A 26,406-nucleotide genomic window follows, 5' to 3' on the forward strand; every position below is an offset into this window, starting at 1 on the left:
AGGAATCGCGCCGTGAACGCCCCCGCAACCTCGTCGTCGGCCACGCCGGCTCCGCGGGGGCCGCAGTCTGTCCCCCAGCCTCTCCGTATTGCCATCACCACCGGCGAGCCCGCCGGCGTCGGTCCTGAACTGACTGCGATGGCGCTCGCGGGCGCGGCCGCGCACTGGCCCGATGCGGAGTTTGTCGTACTGGGCGACGCGGACCTGCTGGCGGCGCGCGCCGCCGCCGTGAACGTCGACTGGGCTGCACTCTGCACGATTGGCGCGGGTTCGCGCGTGCGCGTCGAGCATGTGCCGCTCGCGGCGCCGGCGCAGGCAGGCAAGCTCGATGCCGCCAATGGCCGCTACGTGCTCGCGCTGCTCGACCGTGCGATCGACGGCGCGATGGCGCGGACGTTCGACGCGATTGTCACCGCACCGCTGCAAAAAAGCACGATCAACGATGCCGGTGTGCCGTTCACCGGTCACACCGAATATCTGGCGGAGCGCACGCATACGCCGCGCGTCGTGATGATGCTCGCGGGCACCGGCGCACGGCCGCTGCGCGTGGCGCTCGCGACGACGCATCTGCCGCTCAAGGACGTCCCCGCCGCGCTGACGATCGACTCGCTCGTCGAGACGCTGCGCATAATCGACCACGACCTGCGCCGCCATTTCGGCGTGCCGCAGCCGCGCATCCTAGTGACGGGGCTCAATCCGCACGCGGGCGAAAACGGCTACCTGGGCCGCGAAGAGATCGACACGATTTCACCCGCGCTCAAGGCGGCCGTTGCGGCCGGGATCGACGCGCGCGGTCCCTATCCCGCCGATACGCTGTTCCAGCCGCGCTACCTCAACGAAGCCGATTGCGTGCTGGCGATGTTCCACGACCAGGGCCTGCCGGTCCTGAAATACGCGACGTTCGGCGAAGGCATTAACGTGACGCTCGGTCTGCCGATCATCCGTACGTCGGTGGATCACGGCACCGCGCTCGATCTCGCCGGAACGGGCCGTGCCGATGCGGGCAGCCTGATTGCCGCCGTCGACGCCGCCGTTTCGATGGCGCGCTTTCGTCATACCCGCGCCTCCTGACTGATTTTCCAGACGATGTCCAATAGCAGCAGACAGCACCAGGGCCACTTTGCGCGCAAGCGCTTCGGGCAAAACTTTCTTGTCGACATGGGCGTGATCAACGCCATTGTCAACACCATTCGCCCGCAGCGCGGCGAACGCATGGTCGAGATCGGGCCGGGCCTTGGCGCGCTCACCGAGCCGCTGATCGAGCGGCTCGCCACGCCCGAATCGCCGCTGCACGCGGTCGAGCTCGACCGCGACCTGATTGCGCGGCTCACGAAGAAGTTCGGCGCGCTGCTCGAACTCCACGCGGGCGACGCGCTCTCGTTCGATTTCGGCTCGCTCGCGGCGCCTGGCGGGAAGCCGTCGCTGCGGATCGTCGGCAATCTGCCGTACAACATTTCGAGCCCGCTGCTGTTTCACCTCGCGACGTTCGCGCCGTGTGTGATCGATCAGCACTTCATGCTGCAGAACGAAGTGGTCGAGCGCATGGTCGCCGAGCCGGGCAGCAAGGCGTTCGGCCGCCTCACGGTGATGCTGCAGTACCGCTATGTCATCGACAAGCTCATCGACGTGCCGCCCGAATCGTTTCAGCCGCCGCCGAAGGTCGATTCGGCGATTGTCCGCATGATTCCGTATGCGCCGCACGAACTGCCGGTTGTCGATGACGCGATCCTCGGCGATCTCGTGACCGCCGCGTTCTCGCAGCGGCGCAAGATGCTGCGCAACACGCTGGGTGCGTATCGCGAGCGCGTGGATTTCGAGGGACTCGGTTTCGATCTCGCGCGCCGCGCCGAGGATGTGCCCGTGCAAGAGTATGTGAGCATCGCGCAGGCACTGGGCAGGGAAGCGCAGACGCCCGGCTGATTGCGGCGCGAGTCGGCACAAGCTGGACAGACCATGCGGGCGCGAAAGCGCCCGCAGTCGTTTTCGGACGGGCCGGAACAGAAAAACCGACACACAAGCCGCACCAGCGCGCGGTGCGCTTCAGCTTTGCTTCGCTTTCGCGGGCGTGTTGACGAGCGCGATTCCGGCCAGCACGAGCAGCGCGGCGGCGAGAAAGCGGCTGCTGAACGATTCGCCGAGCAGCAGCACGCCAAACGTGACGCCGAAAAGCGGCGTGAGGAACGAGAACACCGAAAGCCGCGACGCCATATAGCGCGTGAGGAGCCAGAACCACGCGAGATAGCTCGCGAACGCGACCACCACGGCTTGATAGCCGATCGCCATGACCGCAAGCGGTGTGACGGTGCGGACCTCCATCTGACCGAGACCGGCAGCGAGCGCAAGCAGCACGAGCGCCGACACCGCCAGTTGATAGAAGAGCACCTTGCTCGCACTCACATGAGCGAGCGTGCTGGTGCGTACGACGACGGTCGTCGCGGCCCACAGCGCGCCGCCGAGCACACCGAGCGCATCGCCTGCGAGACCGGTGAGCATCGCGTGCAGATCGTTCGCGCTGCCCGCACCGCTGTTTGTCCCGTTGCGCACGAAACCATCCGCGAAGGCGAGCGCCATGCCCGCAAACGCCACCGCAATCCCGATCCACTGGGTGCGCCTCATGCGCTCGCCAGGCGTGAACCAGTGCAGGCCGAGCGCCGTGAAGCAGGGTGCGGTGTAAAGGAACACGGCCATGCGCGACGCGCTTGTCATCGTCAGGCCGAGAAAGATGCAGATGAACTCGCCCGCGAACAGCACGCCCGCGAGCAGACCCGCGGCCAGCGTGCCGTCCTCGCGAAAGAGCGGCGTGCCGCGCGCGCGTGCGAAGCCGCACACGAGCACGGCGGCAATCGCCGAGCGCAGCCCTGCCTGAAATACCGGCGGCAGCATCGCATTGGCGCTCTTGATGGCGACTTGCTGGAGGCCCCAGATCGCGCAGAGCACGATCATCAGGATCACAGCCTGGCTGTCGGGTGCGCGGCGCGCGGGCAGGGCGATTGTGCTCATCGGTCGGCGGACGGCTGTGGTCGGACCGATAAGATATCAAACTGCGCGCGCATTCAATAATGATGCCCCCGCGCTGGGCGCTTAAGGGTACTTACGCGGCGGTGCGTTGTGCCTCGTAGGCCTTCAAGTGGCTATAGGCGATGCGCAGCACTGAAATTGCGTCGCCGTTCTGCGCTGCACCGCCGCGCCGGATCAAATCGCCGAGCACGTGATCGGCCTCGATTTGCGAGCCGTTCTGCACGTCGCGCAACATCGAAGCCGTGAATGGCGAGCCAGGCGCGAAGAGCATCGAGCGCGCGCGGGCGACAAACGCGTCGCGTACCGCGTGGCCGTTCGCGCCAGCAATCGCGCGGCACTCGGCGAAGAGGCGCTCGACAGTCGCTTCGCCATCGGGCGTGGCGAGAATCGTGCCGACCGACGCGCGAAAGAGACACGTTGCGCCCGCAAGCGATGCGAGGAACACCCACTTTTCCCACATCTCCTGGAGAATGCGTTCGCTCGCCTCGACGTTGAAACCCGCGTTGGAGAACGTATCGGCGATGGCCTGTGCGCGCGTCGAGATGCCGCCTCCGAGGTCGCCGAAGGTGATCGCGTGCATGTCGTTCAGATGCACGATTTCGCGTTGCTCGTTCAGTGTCGCGGCAATCACGCAAACGCCGCCGAGAACGGCTCGCGTGCCGAAGTGCGCCTGCAGCACGTCGAGGTGGCGCATGCCGTTCAGGAGAGGCAGGATCAGCGTCGAGGGGCCGACGCCCGCCGCGAACGAGTCGATCGCGCTGTCGAGATCGTAGGCCTTGCAACTGAGCAGCACGACATCGAATGGCTGTGCGCCCGGCGCTTTCAGTGCGTCCTGCGTGACGGTTTTGACGTCGCGCAGCGTGAGGTCGCCGAAGCGGCTGCGGATCACGAGACCGTGTTCGCGCAACTGTGCCGCACGCGCGGGCCGTACGAGGAATGTCACGTCGCGCCCGGCGGCGGCCAGTCTCCCGCCGAAGTAACCGCCCGTCGCCCCTGCTCCCACTACCAGAATCCGCATGTCTTCTCCTTGAGTCGATCAACGTCTCGACTTCGACTGTATGGTTTGCCTGCTGCACGTGGCAAATTCGGGATGGCGTTCATGCTAGTGCAAATCGGGGAAGCTTGCCGGTCCGGCGTGGGCAGGGCGGACGGGATTTTGGTAGAGTCCGGTTTTTGACGACGGCAAAACGGAGTTCACGATGCGCCTGCTTCACACGATGATCCGGGTTGGCGATCTCGATCGCTCGATCAAGTTCTACACCGAACTGCTCGGTATGAAACTGCTGCGCCGCCACGACTTTCCCGAAGGCAAATTCACGCTGGCGTTCGTCGGCTACACCGACGAGCGCGATGGCGCCGTGATCGAGCTGACCCACAACTGGGATACGCCTTCATACGATCTGGGGACGGGTTTCGGTCACCTGGCGGTGGAAGTCGACGACGCCTACGCGGCCTGCGCGAAGATCAAGGCGCAGGGCGGCACCGTCGTGCGCGAGGCTGGGCCGATGAAGCACGGCACCACCGTGATCGCGTTCGTGACCGATCCGGACGGCTACAAGATCGAGTTCATCCAGAAGAAGTAAGGACGCGCCGTAGGTGCTGTAATGCGGCGCCGGATCGTTCCGGCGCCGGTTGCGTTTGATGGCTGACGCTATACGCAGCGTCGGCTACTCATCTGGTTCCGGTGGCTCGCGATTAATCTGCAGTCCAGATAATCGCGTATTGTCTGGCAGCGGCGAACGCGGCCACCAAAAATACAGCCAGCGGACCGCTTACACGCCCGGCACCATCTCCGGCGGATGCTGCCTGAGCGCCTTTCGGGCTTCGCGAAACTCGGGAAAAATCGACTCGACGGTTTGCCAGAACCTCGGGCTATGGTTCATTTCGCGCAGGTGAGCCAGTTCGTGCGCGACGACATAATCGACGATGGAAAGGGGAAAGTGCACGAGCCGCCAGTTGAGGCGGATGCGTCCTTCGCTGGAGCAGCTTCCCCAGCGCGTCGCCGCCGAAGAAAGCGCATATGAGCGAAACGTCACGCCAAGCCGCGCGGCGTAGAGCGCGAGCCGCTCGCCGAAAATGCGCTTCGCCTCGCCCTGCAGCCAACCGAGCGCGCGATCCTTGATCTGCTGCGGATCGGCATGCGGCGGCAGTGGCAGCGCCAGCACGCGCGTGGCTTCGTCGAATTCCAGGTGCCGCGCACCCAGCACGACCCGCACGGGCTTGCCGAGATAAGGCAGCTCGGCTCCATCGTTCCATTCGATGCGCGGCAGCGCGCGCTGCTCGACGCGCGTTTGCCATTCGGCGAGCTTGGCGAAAATCCAGCGCTGTTTCTCGGCGATGGCATTCTCGACATCCGCGAGCGTGACCCAGCGCGGCGCCGTGATCGCGAGCCCGGTGCCGTCGATCGCAAATCCGATCGAGCGCCGTGACGAGCGTTTGAGCCGATAGTGCAGCGTTCGCGCGCCCAGGACGAGCGTGCGCAGCTTCGTGCCGTCCGGCGCGAGCGGCGCGCTGGACGGTAAGGCAGGCGTGGTGGATGTAGCAGGCGACGCCGGCTCGGCGAAGAGCGGCAGATCGAGTTGACGGTTGTCGAGCGCCGCAGCGGGCCGCGGCGTGGAGGACTTCTGCATCGTCAGGTCTGGTGCGATTGAGCGGGTGCCACGTGCTGCGCGTGAAGGGCGAGGCGTATCGCCGAACCACCCGCGCGCTTCAGATCTGTGCGGGGTTCGCAGACGCGTTTTTCGTCACGCGATACGCGTCGGGATCGATGCGGCGCATTTCGGCTTCGATCCATTTTTCGACGCGCGTATTCACTTCATCGGGCGAGAGTCCGGCCGTGTCGATCGGCTTGCCGATCGACACCGTGACTATACCCGGATATTTCGTGAACGAGTTGCGGGGCCAGACGTGGCCCGCATTGTGCGCGACCGGTATGACCTGCGCGCCCGTTTCGATAGCGAGGCGCGCACCGCCGCTCTTGTACTTCCCCTGCTTGCCGACCTGCGTGCGCGTGCCTTCCGGGAACATGATGACCCACGCGCCTTCGTCCATGCGCAACTTGCCCTGGCGCGTCACCGATTCGAATGCGGCCTTGCCTTCCTTGCGGTTGATATGAACCATCTTCAGGAGGCCGAGCGTCCAGCCGAAGAACGGCACGTAGAGCAGTTCGCGCTTGAACACGTAGCACAGCGGGCGCGGCATCAGCGCGGGCAGCGCGATCGTTTCCCATGCGGACTGGTGCTTCGCGAGCACTACCGCCCGCCCGTCCGGCAGGTTCTCCATGCCCTCGACGCGATAGCGGATGCCGTTCAGCCAGCGCGCCACGAAGAGCGTGGTGCGGCACCAGCCCACCGCCATCCAGTAACGCCGTTCGGCGTTCATGAACGGGAACACCAGCATGCATGCCGTGGCGTACGGCGCCGTGAATACGATGAGGTAGATGAAGAGCAGCAGGGAACGGAGAAAGCGCATCGGTCGGGCCGGAGGGGAGTGGCGTGCGGCGCGCAGCTTGTGTGCGCCGCAGCCTGTGAGGTTAGTGTTGCGTCGGGTCAGACGTGCTCAGACGCGCCTGGACGTGTTCAGACGCGCTCTTTCGTCAGGAAGTCGAGTGCGAACGTGCGCAGGTCGGCGTGGACTTGCGTGCCTTCGGGCAGGCCGCCCGCTGCAAGCGTCTTCTCGCCCTTGCCGGTCAGCACGAGGTGCGCGCGAAAGCCGAGCGCGGCGCCGGCTTCCAGGTCGCGCAGCGAGTCGCCGACAACCGGCGTGTCTTCCGGATCGATTTCGAAGCGCTCCGCGATCATCTTCAGCATGCCGGGCTTCGGCTTGCGGCAGTCGCAGTGGTCCTGCGCGGTGTGCGGGCAGAAGAACACCGCGTCGATGCGACCGCCCACGGCGGCAGCCTGGCGGTGCATCTTCGCATGCATGGCGTTGAGCGCAGCCGTGTCGAACAGGCCGCGGCCGATGCCCGACTGATTCGACGCCACCGCGACGCGATAGCCCGCCTGGTTCAGGCGTGCAATCGCTTCGAGGCTGCCCGGAATCGCGACCCATTCGTCCGGCGACTTGATGAACGCCTCGGAATCGAGGTTGATCACGCCATCGCGGTCGAGGATCACGAGCTTTCTGCTGGGACTGGTCGGCATGGCGTCGCGCTCAGTGGTGGGTTCGGGGCATCACGCGGCGAGCCGCGAAATGTCCGCAACGCTGTTCATCTGGCGATGCAGCGCCTTGAGCAGCGCGAGGCGGTTGGCCCGCAGCGCCGGGTCTTCGGCGTTGACCATCACATCGTTGAAGAACATGTCCACGGACTCGCGCAGCGCCGCAAGCGCGGTGAGCGCGCCCGTGTACTCGCGGGCGGCGAGCTGCGTTTCGACACGCGGCGTGACAGCTTCGAGCTGGGCATGGAGCGCTTTTTCGGCGGCTTCGACGAAGAGCGCGATCTGCACACCCGCATCCCCGGCGCCATCGGACTTCTTGAGGATGTTCGAGATGCGCTTGTTCGCCGCCGCGAGCGACGCCGATTCCGCGAGCGCCGCGAATTCGCGCACGGCGTCGAGGCGCGCGACGATGTCGTCGAGGCGCGTGGGGTTCAGCGCGAGCACCGCGTCGACTTCGGCGGCGGCGTAGCCGCGCTCGCGCAGCAGGCCGCGCAGGCGGTCCATGCAGAACTCGTAGATCGCGTCGGTGGAATCGGTCACGGCCGGGATGTTCGCGAATTGCGCAGCGGCAGCGCGCAGCAGTTCGACGAGGTCGAGCGGCAACTGCTTCTCGACCAGAATGCGCAGCACGCCGAGCGCGTGGCGGCGCAGCGCGAATGGGTCTTTCTCGCCGGTCGGCGCGAGGCCGATACCCCAGATGCCGACGATCGTTTCCAGCTTGTCCGCGAGCGCGGCGATCGTGCCCGTGGGCGTGCCCGGCAGTGCGTCGCCGGAGAAGCGCGGCTGGTAGTGCGCGGAGCACGCGAGCGCCACTTCTTCGGCTTCGCCGTCGTGGCGCGCGTAGTAGGTGCCCATCGTGCCTTGCAGCTCGGGGAACTCGCCGACCATGTCGGTCAGCAGGTCCGCTTTCGCGAGGCGCGCGCCGCGCTTCGCGAGCGCGACGTCGGCGCCGCACAGCTGCGCGATTTCGCCCGCGAGCGCTTCGAGGCGCTCCACGCGCTGAAGCTGCGAGCCGAGCTTGTTGTGATACACGACGTTCGCGAGCAGCGGCACGCGCTGTGCGAGCGGCTTCTTCTTGTCCTGCTCGAAGAAGAATTTGGCGTCGGCCAGACGCGGGCGCACGACGCGCTCGTTGCCTTCCACGATTTCGACCGGCGTATCGGTCGCGATATTCGAGACGATGAGGAAGCGCGAGCGCAGGCGGCCTTCGGCGTCGGTGAGCGCGAAGTACTTCTGGTTCGTCTGCATCGTGAGGATCAGGCATTCCTGCGGCACTTGCAGGAATTCGTCCTCGAACTTGCAGGCGTACACCACCGGCCATTCGACGAGCGAATTCACTTCGTCGAGCAGTGCGTCGGGCATCACGACCGTGTCGGTCAGTGCGGCGGCGATCAGCTGCGAGCGGATCGATTCGCGGCGGTCCGCGTAGCTCGCGATCACGAAGCCCTTATGCTGCAGCGTGTGCGCGTAGTCGTCGGCGCGCGTGATCGCAATCGGGCCTTCGGACAGGAAGCGGTGGCCGCGCGTCGTGTCGCCGGCATCGATGCCGAACGCCGTCACCGGCACGATCTTGTCGCCGTGCAGCACCGTGAGACGGTGCACCGGGCGCACGAACTGCACGTTGGTGTCGTCCGGGCGCTGGTACGTCATGACCTTCGGAATGGGCAGCTTCGTGAGCGCTTCGTCGAGCACGGCCTGCAGGCCGTCGGCGAGCGTCGCGCCCGGCGCCGCGTAATTCAGGAAGAACGCTTCGTTCTTGCCGTCCGACGCGCGCTCCAGCTCGCTCACCGGGGTGTCGGGGAAGCCGAGCGCCGCGAGCTTCTTCGCGAGCGGCGCGGTGGGCTGGCCGTTGGCGTCGAGCGCAACCGTGACCGGCAGCACTTTTTCGCGCACCTGCTTTTCGGGGGCGACGCTGCGCACGTTCTTGATCGTCACCGCGAGGCGGCGCGGCGTGGCGTAGCGTTCGAAGGAGAGATCGCCTTCGATCAGGTCGCGTGCGGCAAGGCGCTGCGCGATGCCTTCGGCGAACGCGTCGCCGAGGCGCGCGAGCGCTTTCGGCGGCAGTTCCTCGGTCAGCAGTTCGACGAGGAGAGTGGCGTGATGAGCTTGGGTCATTGTTGTCGGAAATCCGGTCATTCCTCGTCGAGCTTGCGTTCGACCTTCAGCGGCGGCGCCCATGCGGGCATCGCGGCGTCCTGTTCGTCGGTGGTGAGGCCAGGCACGCCGTGCACCGGATTGCCGAGCATCGGGAAGCCGAGCTTCTCGCGCGAGTCGTAGTACGACTGCGCGACGCTGCGTGACAGTGCGCGGATGCGGCCGATATACGCCGCGCGCTCGGTCACCGAGATCGCGCCGCGCGCGTCGAGCAGGTTGAACGTGTGAGCGGCCTTGAGCACGAGTTCGTAGCCGGGCAGGGCGAGCTGAAGCTCCATCATGCGCTTCGCTTCGCTCTCGTACGCGTTGAAGAACGTGAACAGCAGGTCGACGTTCGCGTATTCGAAGTTATAGGTCGATTGCTCGACTTCGTTCTGGTGATAGACGTCGCCATAGGTGAGGCGGCGCAGTTCGGGGCCGTTCGGGCCTTGCTCTTCCCACTCGGTCCAGACGAGGTCGTAGACGTTCTCGACCTTCTGCAGATACATCGCGAGGCGTTCGAGACCGTAGGTGATTTCGCCGAGCACCGGCTTGCAGTCGAGGCCGCCCACCTGCTGGAAATAGGTGAACTGCGTGACTTCCATGCCGTTGAGCCACACTTCCCAGCCGAGACCCCACGCGCCGAGCGTCGGGTTTTCCCAGTCGTCCTCGACGAAGCGCACGTCGTTCTGCTTCAGATCGAAGCCGAGCGCTTCGAGCGAGCCGAGGTACAGGTCGAGAATGTTTTCAGGCGCGGGCTTGAGCACTACCTGGTACTGGTAGTAGTGCTGCAGGCGGTTCGGGTTTTCGCCATAGCGGCCGTCCTTCGGGCGGCGCGACGGCTGCACGTAGGCGGCGCGCCACGGCTCGGGGCCGATTGCGCGCAAGAAGGTGTGGACGTGCGACGTGCCGGCGCCGACTTCCATGTCGATCGGCTGGAGCAGCGCGCAGCCCTGCTTGTCCCAGTAAGACTGGAGCGTCAGGATGATTTGCTGAAACGTGAGCATGAAGTGCCTGCAGTGTCTTTGGGGCAGGAAGCGGCGGCTCCGGCGGCGCGCGAACGAGTTGTGCTGCGAGTTGTGCTACGACTCGTGCTGCGCCGCCCGGCTGCCCTGGCCGGTTGCCTCGGCCAGCTACCTTGGCCAGGAACGGCCTGGTGCTAAAACGCTGAATTTTACCGGATTGCCGGGGCGTTGAGGTTCGGGACCGTATTGCGCGGCGTGCGGGTTGGGTGCGGGTTGTGTTTGCGCGGTGCCCGCGTGCCTTACTGCTCGTCCCGCGCCTTGCGGCGAGCGCGCCGCGCGGGACCGAATGCGAAGCCGAATGCGAGCATCAGGAGCGAAACCGCGATCACCGTGTTGTTGCCGCTCCTCACGTAGGGCGTGAAGCCCGTCGTGCCCTCGATGCGCACGTCGAGCGAACCCGCCGTGTAGGTGGGCAGGCGCGCGATCACGCGGCCGCGGGCGTCGATGGCGGCGGTCGCGCCGGTGTTGGTCGCGCGCAGCATCGGCCGGCCGGTTTCGAGCGAGCGCATGCGCGCGATCTGCAGGTGCTGGTCGAGCGCGATGGTGTCGCCGAACCAGGCGAGATTCGTCGAGTTGATCAGCACGCCGGGCGTGGCCGCATTCTCGCGCACGTTGCGCGCGATCTCTTCGCCGAAGATGTCCTCGTAGCAGATGTTGACAGCCACCGGCTGGTTATGGACGAGGAACGGCGGCTGCACGGGCGCGCCGCGCGCGAAATCGCCGAGCGGAATGTTCATGAGATTCACGAACCAGCGAAAGCCCCACGGCACGAATTCGCCAAAGGGTACGAGATGGTGCTTGTCGTAGCGGTAGAGGCCCGGCTGGCCTGGCGTGATGCCGAAGAGGCTGTTCGTGAAGTCGTAGGCGCGTCCGTCCGGCGTCACGGTAGCGCCCACGGCGCCGAACAGGATCGCCGTGCCGGTCGAATCGGCGAACTGACGAATGGCGAGCCCGAACGGCCGGGGAATGTCCTGCACCAGCACCGGAATCGCGGTTTCCGGCGTGACGACGAGATCGGCGGGTTTTTCGGTGATGAGTTTCTGGAACTCGTCGAGCGCGGTATTCATGCCCTCGTCCGTAAACTTCATCTCCTGCTTCAGATTGCCCTGCAGCAGCCGCACGTTCAGCGGCGCGTTGGCGGGCTCGGTCCACGACACGAGCGGCAACAGCAGCCCGGCGACGATGACGGCCAGCGCCGCGACCGCGGGCGTGACGAAGGCGGCGCGCGGCGACCGGCGGAGTGCGTCCGGTTCGCGGAGCGAAGACCGCTGTTGCGGATCCAGCGCGCGCACGAGCGCCTGTACGAGCAATGCCGCGACGAGCGCGAGCATCCAGCCGACGCCGTACACGCCCGCGATCGGCGCGAAACCGGCGAGCGGGCCGTCCACCTGCGCGTAGCCGCTCGCGAGCCACGGAAAGCCCGTGAACACGTAGCCGCGCGCCCATTCGCAGAGCGCCCACGCACTGGCGAATGCGAACGCGCCGTGCCAGGTCGGTGAGAATGGCCGGTCTTGCGTGCGGCCGTTGCTTGCGTGCCCGGCGCAAAACGACCACAGACCGGCCGAGAGTGCGGGATACAGGCCGAGATAGAGCGAGAACAGCACGACGGCGCTGCCCGCGAGCGCAGCGGGCATGCCGCCGTAGTCGTGCATGCTCACATAGAGCCACCAGATTCCGGTGACGAAGTTGCCGAAGCCGAAGGCCCAGCCGGTGAAGAGCGCGCTCTTCCAGCCGGTCGTGCGCGTGAGCCACAGATAGAAGATCGTGAAGACCGCGATCTGGAGCCAGCCGCCTTGCGGCGTCGGCGCGAACGACGCCGTGCTCAGCGCGCCCAGCACGGCGGCGGCGAGATAGTGCCAGGCGGGCAGCGCGCGGCGCGCGGCGCCGTTTCTGCCATTGGTGCTGGCGGGCGTGGCGGAGGGCGCACTTTCGCGCGTCGGGGAATGGAGCTGTTCTGCCATTTGATCGGGTTGCGCTTCGCGCGGTTGCTCGATGTCTGCTACGGCGGCGCCCAGGGCGCGCCAGCGAGCGCAACGATAGCACTTTCGTGCGTCGGATTCGGTGACGCCAGCCGGGCGGCCAGGCCCGGCCCCGGCCGGGCTCAGGTCCCTTGCGGCTGCAACTCGCTCTCGCGCTGACCGGCCAGCGGGTCGCGCCGCACGAGCAGCATGTGCACCTGACGCGCGTCGGCGCGCTGTACCTCGAAAATCAGCTTGCCGATGCGCGCTTTCTCGCCGCGATGCGGCACGCGCCCGAAGTGATGCGTGACGAAGCCGCCGATCGTGTCGACTTCCTCATCCGAGTAATCGGTGCCGAACGTTTCGTTGAACTGCGCGATCTCGGTGAGCGCGCGCACGCGAAAACGGCCGTCCGGCGCGGCGATGATATTGCCGCTTTCCTCGTCGAAATCGTACTCGTCCTCGATATCGCCGACGATCTGCTCCAGCACGTCCTCGATCGTGATGAGGCCCGCGACGCCGCCGTACTCGTCGACGACGATGGCCAGGTGGTTGTGGTTCACGCGAAAGTCGTGCAGCAGCACATTGAGCCGCTTCGATTCCGGAATGAACACCGCCGGGCGCAGCATGCCGCGCACGTCGAATTCTTCTTGCGCGTAGTAGCGCAGCAAGTCCTTCGCGAGCAGCACGCCGATCACGTTGTCGCGATTGCCGTCGTAGACCGGATAGCGCGAGTGCGCCTTGTCCAGAACGAACGGGATGAATTCGTCAGGTGTTTCTGCGATGTTGATCGCGTCCATCTGGGCGCGCGGCACCATGATGTCGCGCGCGCACAGTTCGGACACCTGGAACACGCCTTCGATCATCGAAAGCGAATCGGCGTCGATCAGGTTGCGTTCGTGTGCGTCCTGGAGGATTTCAAGAAGCTCGGCGCGCGAGTCGGGCTCGGGCGAGATGAAGTCGGTCAGCCGCTCGAGAAGGGAGCGCTTTTCCTGCGGTTTGTCGGTATGTCGTCGACTGGGATAAGAGTCGTTCATGGTGGTGCGCCCTCGGCCTGTCCGGGCTGGGCGCGTTGTTGCGGAATGGTTAAGGATACAACATGACCGTGGCGCGTCCGTGTCGCCGTGTCGGTAAGGCCGGTCAATCAATCGTAACGCAGATAATGTCCGTGCGCTCGGCGCGGCGACGCGCCGCCAAGCACCGCCAAGCACCGCCAAGCGCGCCCGCCGTCAGGCGCAGCGCGCGAGCAGATGCTCCAGCGCGCGGTCGGGCATGCCGCTCTCGCGCAGCGCCTGCGTCGTGCGCAACACGTAGTCGAGGGTCGTTCCGTAGCGGCCCGATGCGCAGCCGAACACGGTGCGCACGGTTTCGTCGGTGAGCTTGCCGGTGTAAGTGGGCACGTCGCGGCGCATGACGAAGGCGAGCGCCGCCACGTGCTGCCCGTTCGCGAGCGCGCACGGCAGCCACGCCGGCCGATACGAACCCATCACCATTTCGCGCCGCCACAGCGCTTCGAGGTGCGGCATCACGCCTTGCGCGGCAAGCCGGAAGGCTACGCCGGTGCACGAGCCGCCGCGATCCAGCGCGAGCACGAGGCCGGGCTGCTCGGGCGTGCCGCGGTTCACGCGCGACCAGAGATAGAGCCCGCGGTGGTAGCCGTGCACGCGCGCGCGGACGTTTTCGACCGTCGGCAGCCCAGGGTTCCAGATCAGCGAGCCATAGCCGAAGAGCCACAGGTCGCTCGTGCGGTCCCAGTCCTTGAGCGCGCAGTCGAGCGACGCGCGCAGTTCGGCATCGGTGAGCACGCGCGATTCGCCGAGAAAGGGCGGATAGCCGGGGCAGGGCGTGCGCGCGGTGTTGCCTGATTTGCTGCCTGGTTGGCTGACCGGGTTGCTGACGGAGTTGCTAACCGAGCCGGCGCCTGGTCCATCAACGGCCAGCAGTTCGGGGATTTTGTCGGATGCTTTTGCGCGCATGTCGTGCGGGGCGGCGAGCGGTAGCCTTAGCGGTGCGAACCCGGGCGGTGCGAACCCGGGCGGTACGGGTCCGGGTAGCCGAGCGAGGTGAGGATCTGCGTTTCGATGCCTTCCATCTCTTCGGCTTCGGCCTCGTCCTCGTGATCGTACCCTTGTGCGTGCAGCGTGCCGTGCACGAGCAGATGCGCGTAGTGGGCGGCGAGCGGCTTGCCCTGCTCGGCGGCTTCCTTCTCGACCACCGGGCAGCACAGGATCAGGTCGCCCGTGAGCGGATCGTCCTCGCTTTCCGCGTAGGCGAACGTGAGGACGTTGGTCGCGTAGTCCTTGCCGCGATACGTGCGGTTGAGCGCGCGGCCTTCCTCGGCGTCGACGAAGCGCACGGTCAGTTCCGCGTCGGCGAAGAGCGCGGCCTTCACCCACGTCGCGATGGTTGCGCGCGGCAGCGCCGCCTTGTGCTGGGCGAACGCCTTCGCGGCGGGAAACTGCACGGTCAGCTTGAGTTTCGGTGTGGGGGCCATAAAGCGCTTACGGTGTTCCTGACGTTCAGCGGGCGTCGCCGTTGCCTTCGTCTTTCCTGGCGTGGGCGTCATAGGCCTCGACGATACGCGCGACGAGCGGATGGCGTACGACGTCTGCACTCGTGAAGCGCGTGAGCGCGATGCCGCGCACATCGCCCAGCACCTGCTGCGCTTCGATCAGGCCGCTCTTGTGGCCGCGCGGCAGGTCGACCTGGGTGGTGTCGCCGGTTACGACCGCCTTCGAGCCGAAGCCGATGCGCGTGAGGAACATCTTCATCTGCTCGGGCGTGGTGTTCTGCGCCTCGTCGAGGATGATGAACGCGTGATTGAGCGTGCGCCCGCGCATGTAGGCGAGCGGCGCGATTTCGATCATCTGGCGCTCGAACATCTTGGCCGTCTTGTCGAAACCGAGCAGGTCGTAGAGCGCGTCGTACAGCGGACGCAGATACGGATCGACCTTCTGCGCGAGATCGCCCGGCAGGAAGCCGAGCCGCTCGCCCGCTTCGACAGCCGGACGGGTGAGCACGATGCGCTTGACCTGGTCGCGTTCGAGCGCGTCGACGGCGCAGGCGACCGCGAGATAGGTCTTACCGGTGCCCGCCGGGCCGACGCCGAACGTGACGTCGTGCGAAATGATCTGCTTGAGGTATTCGCGCTGCGCGGGCGTGCGGCCGCGCAGGTCGGCGCGGCGCGTGTAGAGCTTCGGGCCGGGTTCTTCGGCGTCGATGCGATCGCCGACGGGCTCGTCGAACGGATGATCGGGGTCGCCGCGAAAACGCGGATCGATCGGCTCGCCGCCGTTTTCGCCGTTGCCGCCAATGCCGCCGTTGCGGCTGTTACGCGGATCGTTCGCCGGATTGCCGGGATGGCGGGCCTCGACGAGCGCGAGCTGGATATCGTCGACGGAGATCGGATCGCGCGCGCGGTTGTAGAAGTTTTCGAGCGCGGCGAGCGCGAGTTTCGCGCCGCGTCCGCGGATCGTGATGCGGTGGCCGCGGCGCGACAGCGTCACGTCGAGCGCCTGTTCGATTTGCCGCAGATTTTCGTCGAGCGGGCCGCACAGATTCGCGAGCCGCGCATTGTCGTCGCGCGGTGCGGTGAATTCCAGATGCTGCTGTTGGGTCTTCAAGATATCGATGAACTCCGGTTTCGGGGCTCTTGCTCAGTGCGGGAGCGCCGACGTGTCTTCATGCGCGAGCACGAGTTCGCCGCGCAGCGAATGCGGATACGCGTGATCGATCTTCACGTCGATCATCTGGCCGACCAGGCGCGCGTGCGTTTCGGGCGCGGCCGGGAAGTTGACGACACGGTTGTTCTCGGTGCGGCCCGACAGCTCGTTCGGGTCCTTGCGCGAGGGGCCTTCGACGAGAATGCGCTCGATCTTGCCGACCATCGACTGGCTGATGCGCTGCACGTTTTCTTCGATCGTCGCCTGCAGGTGTTGCAGGCGCTTGAGCTTCACTTCGCGCGGCGTGTCGTCCTGCAGGTTCGCGGCGGGCGTGCCGGGACGCGGGCTGTAGATGAACGAGAAGCTCGTGTCGTAGCTCATCTCGACGACGAGCGCCATCGTCTTCGCGAAGTCCTCGTCGGTTTCGCCCGGGAAGCCGACGATGATGTCGGTGGACAGCGACAGGTTCGGCCGGATCGCGCGCAGCTTGCGGATCACCGACTTGTATTCGAGCACCGTGTAGCCGCGCTTCATCGCCATCAGCACGCGGTCGGCGCCGTGCTGCACCGGCAGGTGCAGGTGGCTCACGAGCTTCGGCACCTTCGCGTAGGTGTCGATCAGACGCTGCGTGAATTCCTTCGGATGCGAGGTCGTGTAGCGGATGCGCTCGATGCCGGGGATGTCGGCGACGTATTCGATCAGCGTCGCGAAGTCGGCGATGTCGTGCGAGCCCGCGGTGAGCGCGCCGCGATAAGCGTTGACGTTCTGGCCGAGCAGCGTGACTTCGCGCACGCCCTGGTCGGCGAGACCGGCGATTTCGGTAAGCACGTCGTCGAGCGGGCGCGATACTTCGTCGCCGCGCGTGTACGGCACGACGCAGTAGCTGCAGTACTTGCTGCAGCCTTCCATGATCGAGACGAAGGCGCTCGGGCCTTCCACGCGAGCGGGCGGCAGATGGTCGAACTTTTCGATCTCGGGAAACGAGATGTCGACCTGCGGGCGTCCCGAAACGCGGCGCGCGTCGATCAACTGCGGCAGGCGGTGCAGCGTCTGCGGACCGAACACGAGGTCCACGTACGGCGCGCGCGCGACGATCGCCGCGCCTTCCTGGCTCGCGACGCAGCCGCCGACGCCGATCAGCAAGCCCGGCTTCGCTTCCTTCAGCTCGCGCACGCGGCCGAGGTCGGAGAAGACTTTCTCCTGCGCTTTTTCGCGCACCGAGCAGGTGTTGAAGAGGATCACGTCCGCGTCTTCGGGCGTGTCGGTTTTCACGAGGCCTTCGCTTGCGCCGAGTACGTCGACCATCTTGTCGGAGTCGTACTCGTTCATCTGGCAGCCAAAGGTCTTTACATAAACTTTCTTGGTCATCTGGATTCGCCGTTCGCAGTGGTTGACCTGGGGGCGTCGTCCATTGCTGCAACACTGGACTACGGTCAAAAAATGAGGGCTGAATCGGCCGGCAGCTCCGCATTGCCATTCCGGCCGCTTTCCACAATCCTCGCGGTCGTCACGGTCCAGGTGGTCTTCGCGCTTGCTTTTCGGCAACGGATTGTCGGGTTCCGATGCGGCATTTTGCGCACTTTCCGTGCGCTTTCGGTGCGCTTTCGGTGCGCCTTTCGTGCACTTTTATGCGCGATTTTCGACGCTACCGGGCCGCCTTTCAGCGTAATCCGACATTATAGCCGTTTGCGTTCCGCGGCTTCGTGCCCCGGGAAGGGGCGCACACGGGGCGCACACGGGGCGCATACGGGGCATACGCGGGGGACACGCGGGGCGAGCGCGGCCGTTTCGCCACCCGGCATGGCCGCCTTCGTTGCATGTGCAACTGTGCCGCACTGTCGTCGTGGTTACTCTGCATATCGCAGACGGCTGATGTATGCTTTGCCAGCCGGTTGATCCGGCAATCAGTGCGTCTTCAGGGCGGGGTGAAATTCCCCACCGGCGGTATGCCGGCCCGAGCCATTAGGCTTGGCCAGCGAGCCCGCGAGCGCCTGCGCGAGCGTTCCAGTCCCGTGGTGTGAGCCACAGGCGTGCAGGGTCAGCAGATCTGGTGCGAAGCCAGAGCCGACGGTCAGAGTCCGGATGGAAGAAGATGTGCAGATGGTCATGCCCGCCCAGCCATTGCGGCTATGCGGCCGTGCGCGAACACGCCTTTGCGGGTGTGCAGTCAGATATGCAATTCGCGCGCGTCCCGAGTCCGCAGGCAAGGGTGTCCTGTCTGTTTGCAATGCCCTGAAACGTTTTTCGCCCAACTTTTGCGAGGACGTTTCACATGCCTTTTACCCCCACCGCTTTTGCTGCTGCCGCAGCTGTCGAACAACCGCTCGACGCGATTCACGATCTCGAGTTGCTCGACGCGGCGCAGGTGCCGCCGCGCATCGCCGCGGCGCTACAGGCCATGCGCGAAGGCCGCCCGGTCGTGCTTCAGGACGATCACGACCGCGAGGACGAGGCCGACCTGATCGTCGCCGCCGAACGTCTGACCACCGAGACGATGGCGCTTTTCATCCGCGAATGCAGCGGCATTGTCTGCCTGTGCCTGCCCGACGAGAAAGTGCGCGCGCTTGAACTGCCGCCGATGGTCCCGCACAACGAAAGCCGCAACCGCACGGCGTTCACGGTCACGATCGAGGCGCGCGATGGCGTGAGCACCGGCGTATCGGCTGTCGACCGCGTGACGACGATCCGCGCCGCCATTGCCCCGAATGCCGTGCCTGCCGACATCGTGCGCCCGGGTCACGTCTTCCCGCTGCGCGCGCAGCCCGGCGGGGTGCTTGCGCGCCGAGGCCATACCGAAGGCACGGTCGACCTCGCCGCGCTCGCGGGTCTCGCGCCAGCGGGCGTGCTGTGCGAACTGATGAACCCGGATGGCACGATGGCGCGCGGAGAACAGGTCGAGCGCTTTGCGAAGCTGCACGGCCTGCCGATGCTGTCGATTGCGGAACTCGTGGAGTTTCGCGAGTCGCTCGCCGCGTTGCGCGAGCGCTGCGCCGAACCCGCCTGAAGCGGGGAGTGCCCGCCGCCTACGACTGCACATCGCCGAATTCGCCGCGCATGCCCGCCAGGACGAGAGCGGGCAGTTGATCCATCCGTTCCATGATCCGGGTGATGCCCATCTTGCGCAGCACGTCGGCATAGCCCGACGGGATGTGGCTTGCACCGACGAACGCGATGGTCTTCATCCCCGCCGCGCGCGCGGCGTTCAGGCCGGACACGCTGTCTTCCACGACGAGGCACCGCGACGGTTCCACGCCGAGTCGTTCGGCGGCGAAAAGGTAGACATCCGGGTAAGGCTTGGGCCGGGCGACCTGATCGGCGCTGAACACGCGTGGGCCGAAGAGAGGGTCGAGCCCGGCGCGGCGCACCGATGCGCTCACGCGCGCCATGCGGCTGTTCGACACGACGGCGGCCGGCAGCGGGATCTGGCGCAGCGCGTCGCGCACGCCGTTGATCGGGCTCACCGACGCGGCCAGCGCGGTGTCGACGTTGTGGTCGATGGTGGTGAGGAAGTCCGCGGGCATCGTGAGACCGAAGTGCGCGGCGACGTCTTCCAGAAAGCGCGAGGTTTGCTGGCCGAAGGCCGATTTCACGGCGGCGCGGAAATCGATGCCGGGAAAGGTCTGCGTGAGCGTTTCGAACAGGACGCGGTCGGCGATGATTTCGCTGTCGACAAGTACGCCGTCACAGTCGCAGATGAGATGGTCGATCATGCGTAAAACGAAGAGCAGGGCGCCGAGGCGCTGGCGAAATGGGTGACGCCGCCATGATACGTGCTTTTGCGGCGGCGCCCCGCGCGGCGCGGGTTGGCCGGTCGGCCAGGCCGAATGGCCGATCTGTGGCGCGCTCGACGCAATGCGACAATAGCCGCATCGACATTCAGTGATCGGTTGCTCAGATGAAGACGGGGAAATACATGCGTGGACTTGCGATGATCGGCGCGGTGGCGGTGCTGGCGGGATGTGCGATTACGCCGCCGGGTGTCGAGGGTGGCTGGCGGGCGCCGTCGTTCGCCGCCTTGCAGGGCATGTGCGGCGGCCATCCGGTCGATTTCGGCGCCGACGCGCAGGCCGTCTATTCCGCGACGCTCGACGCGTTCGTCGCGCATCGTCGCGGCAAGCTCACGCAGGACCAGTTCTGCGGCTTCCAGGCCGCGCTGGCGCAGCACTACACGGCGCTCGGCAAGAGCAGCGATCCGCAGGCGCGCGAGCGGTGGGTGACCTACCTGAACGAACAGCGGGCGCTGGCCGTGTCGTGGCGCGCGTCGGTCGACCCCACCTTGCGGGCGGGCTGAACGTAGTAAACGCGGCGCAAACGCGGAGCGAACGCGCACCAGACGTGCGGCAAACGCGCCGCCAACGGCTACGGACGAGCGGAAGAAAAAGTGGTCACGCGGGCATGAAGCGCGCGGGTCCGCGTGACCATGCACTGCAGGCGCGTACAGCTACAGCGATGCGCCTGCATCGGGGATGCGCTCGACAAGGCATTGCGGCGGACAATCCCGGTGTCCGCGCAAGTCGAAAGCGTTGACGGATTTACGGGGCGCCAGGGCCCCGCCCGCCTAAGTACACCGTTTGATGGCGCGTAACGCGGAGTTGCCGGTTTCAGTGAGTCGCCATTGCTGCCGGCCGGAAGCCAGCCGCTCCAGCTGGACGAGCTGTCGTTCGAGGAGGGCGTCCAGTTCTTCCCGCTCCATGTCGATCTGGTGCGGCGCGTCCTTCACTAGCAGCAGGGTGGCGAATTCATGCGGACTCAGCATCGTTCTCTCCGTGTTGCCGCATCAGAAGTCGGCGAAAGCGGCCCTCAGGGCGGCCCGGCGACAAAATGCGGTGGTGTGAGCGAAAGCCTGCACCCGTGCTGATCGCGCTCTGAAAATACACTGCCAGTTTCGGCTGACGGGCCGGACAGGCCAAACGCTGTCCGGCCCAGGATCGGCGACGGGGAACTGGAGTCTAGTCAACGAGACAGCGTTCTACAAATCACATTCCGAAAATTTTTTGATTGACATCCATGCGGCCCGCAAGCGGGTGTGGCGCTCGGCTAAAACCTTGATTTCACTTCAGGTTTTTGATGCGGCGCGACAAGGCGAAGTGCGTTGCGCGTCGGCGGCGTGCCGGTGCAATCGCCCCGCGCGGGCGGCTGCGGGGCACGTTCAAGGCGTCTATTTCCGGAACTGCGGGAGCGAGTAGCGATCCGTGCTCGCGGACTGCAATCTCGCGAGACAACAGCTAAGATGAATTAAAGGTGGGTGGTGCCTTTCACCACGCTTATGCACCCGCCTTCTTGAATCGAAAGCTGCGCCCTGTGCGAGCACAGACTCCGCTTCGGGAGAACAAGACAATGCGCGACGCTATTGAGCCAGGCCATGAGATGCCCTGGCGAATCGAAGACATCGATTTCACGCGTATCGACCGCCAACGTGCCGCCGTGAACGAAGATCTGCTGTTGCTGCTATGCGCATCCTCGTTCATCGAAAGCGGCTCCGATCTGTACACCAGCAACCTGAGCGTGTTCTTCAACGGCGACCCGGAAGTCTCCGAATGGCTCACCACCGAGTGGGAACCGGAGGAGCTTCAGCACGGCCGCGCGCTACAGACCTACATCCAGTACGTGTGGCCCGATTTCGACTGGGACACCGCGTTTTACAACTTCTTCGATGAATATTCGAAGACCTGTTCGTTCGAGGAGTTCGAGAAGACGCGCGCGCTCGAAATGGTTGCGCGCTGCGTGGTCGAGACGGGCACGGCCACGCTCTACCGGGCGATCGGCGAATGCTCCGACGAGCCGGTGCTCAAGGAGATCGCCGGCCACATCCGCACCGACGAAGTGCGCCACTACAAGCACTTTTTCCACTACTTCAAGAAGTACAACCAGATCGAGGGCCACGGCCGGATGGCGGTGCTGGGTGCACTGCTGCGCCGCGTCATGGAGATCAAGAACGAGGATTCGGAGATCGCGCTGCGTCACGTGTTTGCGATCCGCTATCCCGAGCGCGTGAGCGATCCAGTCTACAACCGCGAACTGACCGCGCGCGTGAGCCGGCTCGTGCGGCACAATCTCTCCGCCGATATGTGCGTGAAGATGCTGCTCAAGCCGCTCGATATCCCGGCGAAGATCCAGCCCGGCGTGCACTATCCGCTCGCGAAGATCACGCAGCACGTGTTCTTTCGCTGACGCACCGCGCGTGCAGCCCACGTGCAGCCCGCAGGCCCGCCACACTGCGGGCCTTTTCGTTTGCGCGGCACGGCTGGCGCAACGGCAATGCGAGCGGAAAAGCCAATCGGCGAAGCCGACCGCCTGGGGCTTTCCTGATGCTGCACACCTGATCGACGCAAAGCGCGAAGCGGCCTTTGATCTGCCGCTCTGAACGCGGTCGACAACGACGAGCGAGACGGCTCACGCCGTCCCGCTGCCGTATCAGGCTTAGCGTTCGCGCGGGCCGTTGCCCGGACGGCCTCCCAGCAACGCGCCGGGGTTCGTCTGCGGTTTGCGTGGTGCGCGGCCGGTTGCGCCTTCGTGTGCCGCGCCACGCGAGCGATCGTGATCGCGGGCGCCTTCTCGCCGCGTGTGCTCGGCGCGCTGAGCGCCGGCACCCGGGCCTTGTGCCTTCACGGGACGTGCGCCGCCCGCAGGCTTCGCCGCGCGCCGCGCGTCGTTGCCTGCGCCATTCGCGCCGCGTCCGCGTCCGCCGTTACCGCCGTTGCCACCGCCGTTGCCACCATTCCCGCCGTTACGCGACTCGCCGCGCGGCTGCGCCGGCTTGCCGCCTTGCCCGCGTTGAGCGGCGCCGCGCGCCTGTCCTTGCCCTTGCCCCTGCGCTTGCCCCTGGCGCGGCGCGCGTGCGCCGCCGCCCTGGCTGCGCCGCTGGATCGGCTCGGGCTTCGCGTTCGGGTCCGGCTCGAAGCCCGCGATGACTTCCTGCGGCACGGCACGCTTGATGAGCCGCTCGATGTCCTTGAGCAGTTGCAGTTCGTCGACGCACACGAGCGACACCGCTTCGCCCGTCGCGCCCGCGCGTCCCGTGCGGCCGATGCGGTGGACGTAATCCTCGGGCACGTTCGGCAGATCGAAGTTGACGACGTGCGGCAACTGGTCGATGTCGATGCCGCGCGCGGCGATATCGGTGGCGACGAGCACCTGCAGCGTGGCGTCCTTGAACTCGCTCAGTGCGCGCGTGCGCGCCGACTGGCTCTTGTTGCCGTGAATCGCGAGCGCGCTGATGCCATCCTTCGTGAGCTGTTCGGCGAGCCGGTTCGCGCCGTGCTTCGTGCGCGTGAAGACGAGCACCTGGAACCAGTTGTGCTGGCGGATCAGGTGCGTGAGCAGATCGCGCTTGCGGTCGCGATCGACGGGGTGGATCTTCTGGGCGACCGTTTCCGCAGTCGTGTTGCGGCGCGCGACTTCGATCAGCGCGGGCGAATCGAGCAGGCTGTCGGCGAGCGCCTTGATTTCGTCGGCGAAGGTGGCCGAGAACAGCAGGTTCTGGCGCTTGGGCGGCAGCTTCGCGAGCACGCGCTTGATGTCGTGGATGAAGCCCATGTCGAGCATGCGGTCGGCTTCGTCGAGCACGAGGATTTCGAGCTGCGAGAGGTCGATCGTCTTTTGCTGCATGTGATCGAGCAGACGCCCGGGCGTGGCGACGACGATATCCACGCCGCGCTTGAGCGCGTCGATCTGCGGGTTGATGCCGACACCGCCGAACATCACCGTCGATTTGAGCTTCAAATATTTGCCGTAGGCGCGCACGCTTTCTTCGACCTGGGCGGCGAGTTCGCGCGTCGGCGTGAGAATGAGCGCGCGCACGACGCGCTTGCCGTTCGCGGCGGTCGGCATTTCATTGAGGCGCTGGAGGATTGGCAGCGTGAAACCGGCGGTCTTGCCGGTGCCCGTCTGGGCGCCCGCGAGCAGATCGCCGCCGTTCAGCACGGCGGGGATGGCTTGCAGCTGGATGGGCGTCGGGGTGGTATAGCCTAGTTCGTTGACGGCGCGGATTAGCGGTTCGGACAAGCCGAGAGAATCAAAAGACATAGACACTCGTTTTATTGCGGTGGCGCGGGCGGCAAGGCGCAGCGCACATGCGCGCGCCACGGGACACAGGGCGGACCCGGCATCCCGGCCTTCTCGCGTTACGGGACGGCGCGCCAGTGCGCGCGCCGCATTGTCGGCGATCTATCTAGATGCGCCGGCTGGCGTTAAGTTGCATCGCGGGGCCGCGGACACTGCGGCGGCCGCGCGATGGCTTCGCAAAAGACGCGTTACGCGACGTAGCGCGCGACGCTGACGAATTGACAGACGCTTCCTGCGAGCACGAACAAGTGCCAGATACCGTGTCCGTGCCGGATGCGTTCGTCGTTGATGAAAAAATAAATGCCGACGCTATAGATGATGCCGCCGGCCAGTAGCCACGCGGTGCCGCCGGGCGGCAACGCTTCGAGCAACGGGCGGACCGCGACGACCGCGAGCCAGCCCATCACGACATACAGGACCATCGAAAGCGCGCGCGTGCGCCGGCCGATGGTGAGTTCCTGCGCGATGCCGAAGACGGCCAGTCCCCAGCTCACTCCGAACAGCGACCAGCCCCACGGCCCACGCAGCGTGACAAGCGTGAACGGAGTATAGCTGCCCGCGATCAGCAGATAGATGGCCGAGTGGTCGCACTTCTGAAGAATTGCCTTCAGACGCGGCCCGCGCACACCGTGATAAAGCGTCGAAATCGTGTACAGCGTGAACAGCATCGCGCCGTAGACTGCGAAGCTCACGACCTTGTACGCATCGTGATCGAGCGCGCCGATCGTCACGAGCGACACGAGGCCCACTATCGACAGCATTGCGCCCACGAGGTGAGTAATGCTGTTCAGACGCTCACCAGCGTGCATAGCCACTCCTTGTTTTTCTGCGCCCGTACGGCACCTGGATGCCGCCTCTATGCCACCACGAACGGCACGATGCCGCTGTGTGCCAGGGCACAAAAGCCGGGCACTGAAGCGTGCCGCACAATCCGGGCCCGAAATAGCGAAGGGCGCAACCCGCGATGTTCGGCAGGCTGCGCCCTGTCAGGCAGATGCCACTACGCAACTATATCAGTAACGACTTAGATGGGTTTGCCGTCGGCGCTGTGGCCCCAATCTGCGGTCGCAGCGTCAGTCGAGCGGCGCGGAGCGCAGCTCGGCCACCTGTTGCGGCGATACCGGCCTGCCCTTGTTGCCCCAGGACATGCGGATGAACGTGACCACGGCTGCGACCTCCTGGTTCGACAGCGACTGCGCGAACGGCGGCATGCCGTAGGGCCGCGGATTGCGGTCCGTGCTCGGCGGATAGCCACCGTTGAGCACCATGCGGATCGGGTTCACGGCCGAATGCATCTGGATCGACTGGTTGTTCGCGAGCGGCGGGTAGTTCGGCGGCATGCCGAGGCCGTTGTCCGCGTGGCACTTCGCGCACTGGTCGCGATAGATCTTCTCGCCTTGCTGCAGCAGTTCGCCGCCGAAGGCTTCCGACGTCTCCATCTGCGTCGTCTCGGGCGCCTCGCTCTTTTGCGGGAGGGTCTTCAGGTACGTCGCCATCGCGCGGATGTCTTCGTCCGAGAGGTACTGCAAGCTGTTGTGGACCACGTCCGCCATCGGGCCGAACACCACGCCGCGCTGCGAGACGCCGGTCCGCAGCAGGCTCACGATGTCCTTGATGTCCCAGTCGCCGAGCCCGCCTTCGCCAGACGTGAGCGAAGGCGCATACCAGTTCTGCAGCGGGATCAGCCCGCCGCCGAATGCCGCCGAGTTGACCGGACCGCCCACCATGTTGATCGAGGTGTGGCACATCGCGCAGTGGCCGAGGCCGTCGACGAGATACGCGCCGCGGTTCCACTCGACCGACTTGGTCGGATCGGGTGCGAACTCGCCTTCGCGGAAGAACAGCGTGCGCCAGCCGATCAGCAGGTTGCGGTTGCTGAACGGAAAGCGCAGCTCGTGTGGGCGGCTTGGCACGTTCGCGGGCGGCACCGAGCGCAGGAACGCGTAGAGCGCATCCACGTCGGCGCGCGTGACTTTCGTGTAGCTCGCGAACGGGAACGCCGGATAGAGCAGGCTGCCGTCCTTCGAGTGGCCGGTGTGCATCGCGCGATAGAAGTCGTCGGCGCTCCACTTGCCGATGCCGTATTGATCGTCGGGCGTGATGTTCGGCGTGTAGAGCGTGCCGAACGGCGTCGCCATCGCGAGGCCGCCCGCGAACAGCTTGCCGCCGCGCACGGTGTGGCAGGCGAAGCAGTCGCCGGCGCGGGCGAGGTATTCGCCGCGTTTGATGAGGTTGGCCTCGTCGGTGGGCCCGGCTGCGAGCGCCTCGCCGATGTGCAGCGCGTCGAGGCCGGACCACAGCACCGGCGCGAGTGCCGCAACTGCACCGACCACGGCGACGATGGCCGCGGAAAGAGCGAACAGGGACTTGCGTTTCATTTGGCTGTCTC

The 26,406-nt window shown here is 65.9% G+C and carries 24 protein-coding genes and 1 riboswitch; of the genes, 6 read left to right on the forward strand and 18 right to left on the reverse strand.

The window, feature by feature from the left end; genetic code table 11:
* The first annotated feature begins 12 nt into the window (after window positions 1–12).
* Both pdxA and rsmA read left to right on the forward strand, forming a co-directional pair.
* Window positions 13–1,071 carry a 4-hydroxythreonine-4-phosphate dehydrogenase PdxA gene (gene pdxA, locus ACFPTO_RS19830; protein WP_377713977.1) on the forward strand — a complete coding sequence of 353 codons (1,059 nt, stop codon included), beginning with the start codon at window positions 13–15 and terminating at the stop codon, window positions 1,069–1,071.
* Window positions 1,072–1,086: 15 nt separating this feature from the next.
* Entirely contained in the window at window positions 1,087–1,920 is an 834-nt protein-coding gene (rsmA, locus tag ACFPTO_RS19835) for a 16S rRNA (adenine(1518)-N(6)/adenine(1519)-N(6))-dimethyltransferase RsmA (protein ID WP_377713979.1), read from the forward strand.
* Window positions 1,921–2,040: 120 nt separating this feature from the next.
* On the opposite strand, the gene ACFPTO_RS19840 is transcribed toward rsmA, so the two are convergent.
* Together ACFPTO_RS19840 and panE are read right to left on the reverse strand one after the other, a co-directional pair.
* Entirely contained in the window at window positions 2,041–3,000 is a 960-nt protein-coding gene (locus ACFPTO_RS19840; RefSeq protein WP_377713981.1) for a DMT family transporter, read from the reverse strand.
* A 91-nt stretch (window positions 3,001–3,091) separates the two neighbouring features.
* Window positions 3,092–4,036, reverse strand: a complete 945-nt coding sequence (gene panE / locus ACFPTO_RS19845; RefSeq protein WP_377713983.1) for a 2-dehydropantoate 2-reductase — start codon at window positions 4,034–4,036, stop codon at window positions 3,092–3,094.
* A 181-nt stretch (window positions 4,037–4,217) separates the two neighbouring features.
* Between panE and gloA the strand changes: the two genes are divergently transcribed.
* Window positions 4,218–4,601, forward strand: a complete 384-nt coding sequence (gene gloA, locus ACFPTO_RS19850) for a lactoylglutathione lyase (protein ID WP_377713985.1) — start codon at window positions 4,218–4,220, stop codon at window positions 4,599–4,601.
* Window positions 4,602–4,790: 189 nt separating this feature from the next.
* Here the strand turns inward: gloA and ACFPTO_RS19855 are convergent, their stop codons facing one another.
* From ACFPTO_RS19855 to miaB, 11 genes are all read right to left on the reverse strand, one after another.
* Complete coding sequence (locus ACFPTO_RS19855) at window positions 4,791–5,648, reverse strand: M48 family metallopeptidase (RefSeq protein WP_377713987.1); 858 nt, start codon at window positions 5,646–5,648, stop codon at window positions 4,791–4,793.
* A gap of 79 nt (window positions 5,649–5,727) precedes the next feature.
* On the reverse strand, window positions 5,728–6,489 hold the full coding sequence (locus tag ACFPTO_RS19860) for a lysophospholipid acyltransferase family protein (protein ID WP_377713989.1): 762 nt from the start codon (window positions 6,487–6,489) through the stop codon (window positions 5,728–5,730).
* A 107-nt stretch (window positions 6,490–6,596) separates the two neighbouring features.
* Entirely contained in the window at window positions 6,597–7,160 is a 564-nt protein-coding gene (gmhB, locus tag ACFPTO_RS19865) for a D-glycero-beta-D-manno-heptose 1,7-bisphosphate 7-phosphatase (protein ID WP_377713991.1), read from the reverse strand.
* Between the two features lie 30 nt (window positions 7,161–7,190).
* Entirely contained in the window at window positions 7,191–9,290 is a 2,100-nt protein-coding gene (glyS, locus tag ACFPTO_RS19870) for a glycine--tRNA ligase subunit beta (RefSeq protein WP_377713993.1), read from the reverse strand.
* 17 nt (window positions 9,291–9,307) lie between these two features.
* Complete coding sequence (gene glyQ, locus ACFPTO_RS19875; protein ID WP_296658447.1) at window positions 9,308–10,315, reverse strand: glycine--tRNA ligase subunit alpha; 1,008 nt, start codon at window positions 10,313–10,315, stop codon at window positions 9,308–9,310.
* Window positions 10,316–10,572: 257 nt separating this feature from the next.
* Complete coding sequence (gene lnt, locus ACFPTO_RS19880; protein ID WP_377713996.1) at window positions 10,573–12,294, reverse strand: apolipoprotein N-acyltransferase; 1,722 nt, start codon at window positions 12,292–12,294, stop codon at window positions 10,573–10,575.
* Between the two features lie 140 nt (window positions 12,295–12,434).
* A complete protein-coding gene (locus tag ACFPTO_RS19885) occupies window positions 12,435–13,328 on the reverse strand; it encodes an HlyC/CorC family transporter (protein WP_296658451.1) in 894 nt (297 codons plus the stop codon).
* A 192-nt stretch (window positions 13,329–13,520) separates the two neighbouring features.
* Complete coding sequence (locus ACFPTO_RS19890; protein ID WP_377713998.1) at window positions 13,521–14,267, reverse strand: gamma-glutamylcyclotransferase; 747 nt, start codon at window positions 14,265–14,267, stop codon at window positions 13,521–13,523.
* A gap of 26 nt (window positions 14,268–14,293) precedes the next feature.
* Window positions 14,294–14,785 (reverse strand): rRNA maturation RNase YbeY, encoded by a 492-nt coding sequence (gene ybeY / locus ACFPTO_RS19895; protein ID WP_377714000.1) that lies wholly within the window; start codon window positions 14,783–14,785, stop codon window positions 14,294–14,296.
* A gap of 25 nt (window positions 14,786–14,810) precedes the next feature.
* Entirely contained in the window at window positions 14,811–15,914 is a 1,104-nt protein-coding gene (locus ACFPTO_RS19900) for a PhoH family protein (RefSeq protein WP_377714002.1), read from the reverse strand.
* Window positions 15,915–15,947: 33 nt separating this feature from the next.
* Entirely contained in the window at window positions 15,948–17,321 is a 1,374-nt protein-coding gene (gene miaB / locus ACFPTO_RS19905) for a tRNA (N6-isopentenyl adenosine(37)-C2)-methylthiotransferase MiaB (protein WP_377714004.1), read from the reverse strand.
* A 539-nt stretch (window positions 17,322–17,860) separates the two neighbouring features.
* Window positions 17,861–18,051, forward strand: a riboswitch (FMN riboswitch).
* 174 nt (window positions 18,052–18,225) lie between these two features.
* On the opposite strand from miaB, the gene ribB reads away from it, so the two are divergent.
* Window positions 18,226–18,957 (forward strand): 3,4-dihydroxy-2-butanone-4-phosphate synthase, encoded by a 732-nt coding sequence (ribB, locus tag ACFPTO_RS19910; RefSeq protein WP_377714006.1) that lies wholly within the window; start codon window positions 18,226–18,228, stop codon window positions 18,955–18,957.
* A gap of 19 nt (window positions 18,958–18,976) precedes the next feature.
* Here the strand turns inward: ribB and ACFPTO_RS19915 are convergent, their stop codons facing one another.
* A complete protein-coding gene (locus ACFPTO_RS19915; protein ID WP_377714008.1) occupies window positions 18,977–19,663 on the reverse strand; it encodes an HAD family hydrolase in 687 nt (228 codons plus the stop codon).
* A gap of 185 nt (window positions 19,664–19,848) precedes the next feature.
* On the opposite strand from ACFPTO_RS19915, the gene ACFPTO_RS19920 reads away from it, so the two are divergent.
* Window positions 19,849–20,244 (forward strand): hypothetical protein, encoded by a 396-nt coding sequence (locus tag ACFPTO_RS19920; protein ID WP_377714010.1) that lies wholly within the window; start codon window positions 19,849–19,851, stop codon window positions 20,242–20,244.
* A gap of 267 nt (window positions 20,245–20,511) precedes the next feature.
* Here the strand turns inward: ACFPTO_RS19920 and ACFPTO_RS19925 are convergent, their stop codons facing one another.
* Complete coding sequence (locus ACFPTO_RS19925) at window positions 20,512–20,709, reverse strand: hypothetical protein (protein ID WP_296658469.1); 198 nt, start codon at window positions 20,707–20,709, stop codon at window positions 20,512–20,514.
* A 581-nt stretch (window positions 20,710–21,290) separates the two neighbouring features.
* Between ACFPTO_RS19925 and ACFPTO_RS19930 the strand changes: the two genes are divergently transcribed.
* Entirely contained in the window at window positions 21,291–22,124 is an 834-nt protein-coding gene (locus tag ACFPTO_RS19930; protein ID WP_377714012.1) for a ferritin-like domain-containing protein, read from the forward strand.
* Between the two features lie 249 nt (window positions 22,125–22,373).
* Here the strand turns inward: ACFPTO_RS19930 and ACFPTO_RS19935 are convergent, their stop codons facing one another.
* The 3 genes from ACFPTO_RS19935 to ACFPTO_RS19945 form a co-directional block, all read right to left on the reverse strand.
* On the reverse strand, window positions 22,374–23,978 hold the full coding sequence (locus ACFPTO_RS19935; protein ID WP_377714014.1) for a DEAD/DEAH box helicase: 1,605 nt from the start codon (window positions 23,976–23,978) through the stop codon (window positions 22,374–22,376).
* A 227-nt stretch (window positions 23,979–24,205) separates the two neighbouring features.
* On the reverse strand, window positions 24,206–24,826 hold the full coding sequence (gene trhA, locus ACFPTO_RS19940; protein ID WP_377714015.1) for a PAQR family membrane homeostasis protein TrhA: 621 nt from the start codon (window positions 24,824–24,826) through the stop codon (window positions 24,206–24,208).
* 264 nt (window positions 24,827–25,090) lie between these two features.
* Window positions 25,091–26,395: a c-type cytochrome gene (locus ACFPTO_RS19945; protein WP_377714017.1), complete on the reverse strand. Its 1,305-nt coding sequence runs from the start codon at window positions 26,393–26,395 to the stop codon at window positions 25,091–25,093.
* Window positions 26,396–26,406 lie beyond the last annotated feature (11 nt).

Origin of the sequence: Paraburkholderia denitrificans (genome assembly GCF_042655705.1) — a bacterium.
GTDB lineage: Bacteria > Pseudomonadota > Gammaproteobacteria > Burkholderiales > Burkholderiaceae > Paraburkholderia > Paraburkholderia denitrificans.